4 protein-coding genes are annotated in these 4,075 nt (G+C 72.6%); 2 read left to right on the top strand and 2 right to left on the bottom strand.

Annotation, left to right across the window (positions count from 1 at the left end):
- Positions 1-337: 337 nt before the first annotated feature.
- Both TR50_RS41830 and TR50_RS41825 read right to left on the bottom strand, forming a co-directional pair.
- Positions 338-685 (bottom strand): MmcQ/YjbR family DNA-binding protein, encoded by a 348-nt coding sequence (locus tag TR50_RS41830; RefSeq protein WP_042435835.1) that lies wholly within the window; start codon positions 683-685, stop codon positions 338-340.
- A gap of 100 nt (positions 686-785) precedes the next feature.
- Positions 786-1,268 carry a cupin domain-containing protein gene (locus TR50_RS41825; RefSeq protein WP_042435832.1) on the bottom strand — a complete coding sequence of 161 codons (483 nt, stop codon included), beginning with the start codon at positions 1,266-1,268 and terminating at the stop codon, positions 786-788.
- A 254-nt stretch (positions 1,269-1,522) separates the two neighbouring features.
- Here TR50_RS41825 and TR50_RS41820 point away from each other — a divergent pair, with 254 nt between their 5' ends.
- Both TR50_RS41820 and TR50_RS41815 read left to right on the top strand, forming a co-directional pair.
- Complete coding sequence (locus TR50_RS41820; RefSeq protein WP_236654823.1) at positions 1,523-2,185, top strand: alpha/beta fold hydrolase; 663 nt, start codon at positions 1,523-1,525, stop codon at positions 2,183-2,185.
- Positions 2,186-2,431: 246 nt separating this feature from the next.
- On the top strand, positions 2,432-4,075 hold a 1,644-nt coding region (locus TR50_RS41815), incomplete at its 3' end, for a BTAD domain-containing putative transcriptional regulator (protein WP_152648939.1).

Here is a 4,075-nt window from a genome sequence, read left to right as displayed (position 1 = left end):
CCCGGGGCGCCGTGTCCCACCGCCGAGTCCCGGCCCGCCCCCACCCGGATCATCGACGTCCGTCACGCCGGCCCAGCCGGTCGTTCCGCCACCGTCGGTCACGCCGCCCCAGCCGACACCGTGAAGCAGCTCTGATGCGCGGGGGCCCGAGGGGATCTCACCCTCGGGCCCCTCGCGACGGTTTCACCAGCCGTCGACCGTCTCCACGTCGCTCCCAGGAAGCACGCCTTCGGACGCGGCGAGGACTGCCGTGGGGGCTCCGGCGCGCGCTCTCGCGGCTGGGCGAAGCCGACTGAACGTCCTGGAGGACGTGAACCTGTGTCCGCCTGGCCGCCGGTCACGGGCTCTCCGGGCTGAAGCCCTCCACGAGCCGTTCGGGTGCAGCCTGCTTCCAGGAGTCCACCAGAATGTCGTACAGCTCGGCGCTGCCCTCCAGGGCGTCGAGTCGCACACGGACCCAGGCGGAAGACGCCTCATGCGGCGGCACCCAGAACTTCCGCGGCTCCGCAGCGATCAACTCCGCCCGATCATGCTTCGGACACCGTACGGCGAACGACGTCTGGTCGTCGGGAACCGTGACGAACATCTTCCCGGCGACCCGAAACGTGGGCATGCTCCATGCCTCCTTCTCGACGGTCGCCGGGAGGGACAACGCGATACGGCGGACATCATCGGCATCGACCATGTTCGCCACCCTAGACGCGCACCGTGGCTGCGCCGGCGTCAGCCACCCGTTCGGGCCCCGGCCTCTTGGTCCAGTCTCGCCATGCTGCCCCGATGGTGGATCAGCCGTCTCCCGGGTGGGTGGGATCGACCCACGGAACAGTCTCAGGCGCTACGACCCCGGTGATGTCCAGGTCGACCACGATGGGTTCCTGACCACTGCGGATCACCACGCACTCGAGCGGCTGGTCGTCGAGAGCGTTGATCTCCTGGTGCGGCACGAACGGTGGAACCAAGATGAAGCTTCCGGGTCCCGCCTCGGCCGTGAACTCCAGGTTCGCCCCCCACCGCATGCGGGCACGACCACGGATCACGTAGATCACGCTCTCCAGCTCGCCGTGATGGTGGGCACCCGTCTTGGCCCCGGGGTGGATGGTGACGGTGCCGGCCCACAGATTCTGTGAGCCCGCCCGGGCTTGCGTGACCGCGGCGGCTCGGTGCATCCCGGGTGTCTGCGGTGTGTTCGGGTCGAGCGCGTCCGCGGGAATGACCCGCACGCCTGCGGTTCGCCAGTCCGGGGCCGCGCCCGGTTCGCCTGTGCCCATATGCCCAGGATAGGTTCCGACGCAGCGTGTCAGCCGGTTGTACTCGTCGCGTCAAGGACGCCGACCCCATCACGATGCCCCCGACGGCGATTCGCCCGCAACGCCACCGCCTTCTCCCGCGGCCCGCAGCATGGGGAACCGCTGGACACCCGGTCTGACCGCACCGTCTCGGCCGTCGGTCCGGCCGCTGACGCACCGTCGGCAGCCACTCCCGGCGCCGGTTCCGGCCGGTCCTGCCGACCTAAGATGACGCGGTGAAGTTCGTGATGGTGCCCGGTGGTTGGCAAGGCGGATGGGCGTTCGACGCGGTGGCGGCCGAGCTGCGCCGGAACGGTCACCAGGTCGAGGCGGTGACCCTGGCCGGGCTGGAGCCGGACGGGCCGGTGGAGGCGGACCGGCCACCGAACCTCGACAGCCACATCGACCAGGTGGCCGGGATCGTCGACAGCACCGACGGGGGCCCGCTCGCGCTGTGCGGGCACAGCTACGGCGGGATGGTGATCGCCGGTGTCGCGGACCGGGTCGGCGACCGCCTCGACCATCTCGTCTTCATCGACGCGTACGTCCCGGCGGACGGGGACTCCTGCTGGTCCCTGACCAGTGACCACTTCCGGGAGCTGTTCGTGGCCGGCTCCTGCGCCGACGGCCGTTGGGTCGCGGTCCCCGACGGGTTGGACCCGCGGGCGCGACCGCACCCGCTCGCCAGCTTCGTCCAGTCGGTCAGGCTGGGCGGCGCCGCCGGGAAGGCGCTCCGCCGGACGTACATCAGTGGGGGCGGGTGGCCGGGCAGTCCGTTCGTGACCCTGACCGAACGGCTGCGCAACGACCCGGGGTGGCGGGTCCACGAGATCCCGGTCGGCCACAACATCGCCCGCCGCGACCCGTCCAGCCTCGCGGGCGTGCTCAACGGCCTCTGACACCCACGGCGGCCACTGGACGCTGGGACGGTTCGAAGTGGCCCCACTCGGCAGGTGCCGACTGCTTAGATATGAGCATGACAGATTGGTCGAAGCCCAGCGACGCGTACGGCCCGGCCGACGTGCTGGAAGGGTTCACGGCTGACCGCTCTCCCCTCTCCCTCCTCCCCGGACGTCCGCTCAGACGAGCCGACTGCCGGGGCGATCCATATCCGAGTCAGCATTCTGTGAGGGGACGGGTAGCTGATGGGGAGTGCCGCATCTGCAGGCGGCGGTGAAGGCCGGAACGGGGCGTGGCTGCGGCGGTTGAGGATCAGCGCGGGGCTGACTCACGCGCAGCTTGCCGCGCGGGCCCGGGTGGGCGAGCGCACTGTGCGTGATCTGGAGCGGGGGGCGCGGCCTCGGGCCGTCACGCTGCACCGTCTCGCTGCTGCGCTGGGGATGGACGCCGCGCAGCTCGACGCGCTCGTGCACGCCGCCGAGCGGGAAGACCGCCCGGGAGGCGGCCAGAACGGCGACAGCAAGACAGGTGGCGGCGCCACAGGCGCCCATGCCGGCGCGGAACTTCGTGTGGACGTGCTCGGTCCCCTTCAGGCGCGGCGCGGCCGGGACTTCGTCGTCATCCCTTCGGGACTGCAGCGCACGCTGCTGGGGCTGCTCGCCTCTCAGCCGGATCGGGTGGTCGGCGTCGAGGAGATCATCGACGTGCTGTGGGGCAGCGAGCCTCCGCGCACCTGTCGCGAGCTCGTGCGTTCGCATGTCAGCAGCTTGGGACGGCTGCTCGCGATGCCTGGTGCGTCCGCGCCGGCCGCGCCGCTGCGGCGGGAGCGGCCCGGGTACCGCCTGCGGCTCGGGCTGGACGGCTCGGACGCGGCGCGCTTCGAGGATCTGGTGGCGCGGGCCCGCCGTGCGGCGGCAGCCGGGGCTGCGCAGTCCGCCTGGCAGCTCCACGGCGAGGCGCTCGGCTGCTGGCGCGGTCCGCTGCTGGCGGGCGAGGGTCCGTGGCGGCTTCAGCATCCGGCACCGGTCGCCCTCACGGCACTGCGGACCGCGGTCGCGGTGGAGTGGGCCGAGATCGCTCTCGGGCTGGGCAGTTACGCGCCCACGGCCCAGATGCTGCAGACGCTGTGTGTCGAGGAGCCCCTCCATGAAGGGCTGGCCGCCCGGCTCATGCTCGCCTGGGCGGGCGAGGGGCGCCAGGCTGCGGCCCTCTCCCTCTACGGAGAGATGCTGCGGCGGTTGGACGCGGGGCTTGGGGTTGAACCAGGTCCGGAACTGCGTGAGGCGCAGCTGCGGGTGCTGCGGGGGCGGCTTCCCGCGGTGACGCGTCCGGTCGGGGACGGCCGCACCTCCGCGCCGACGGCGGAGGACCTCGCGGCTCGGAAGGCGTCGTCGAGCGTGGCGGAACCTGAGAGGCCCGCGTTACCCGCGGGTCCCGGTCCCGCAGGGCTCACGGCGTCCGTCGCGCCTCCGGTGGAGGGCGTCGGGCTCACCGAGCCCCCCGGCCGGGAAGGAAGCGTGCTGCTCGACCGGGGCGAGCAGCTCGCGGTGGTGGAGCGTGCGGCCGCTGCGGCGCGGGCCGGTCGGGGTGCGGTGGTGCTGGTGCGGGCGGGTGCGGGGATGGGGAAGACTTCGCTGCTGAATGCTTGGGCGGGCGCGGAGCAGGCCGGTGGGATGCGGGTGGTGCGGGCCGACGGTGGCGAGCTGGAGCAGGACTTCGCCTTCTCGGTGCTGCGGCAGCTGGTTGATCCGCTGCTGGCCCGGGCCGGACGTGCCGGGCGGGAGCGCCTGCTGTCGGGCCCGGCGGAGTCGGCTTCGTACGCCCTGCGGGTGGCCGACGTGGCCGACGCCGGCGGGGGGCCGGGGCTGTCGCCGGAGGCGTCGCTGGGT

The organism is Streptacidiphilus anmyonensis (assembly GCF_000787855.1).
In the GTDB taxonomy this organism is placed as follows: domain Bacteria; phylum Actinomycetota; class Actinomycetes; order Streptomycetales; family Streptomycetaceae; genus Streptacidiphilus; species Streptacidiphilus anmyonensis.
This window is presented reverse-complemented; position numbering and strand designations above follow the sequence as displayed.

Excerpts from the sequence above, each read along its gene's own strand:
- TR50_RS41830 (WP_042435835.1), bottom strand. The coding sequence starts at position 685 with ATGGTCGATGCCGATGATGTCCGCCGTATCGCGTTGTCCCTCCCGGCG.
- TR50_RS41825 (WP_042435832.1), bottom strand. The coding sequence starts at position 1,268 with ATGGGCACAGGCGAACCGGGCGCGGCCCCGGACTGGCGAACCGCAGGC.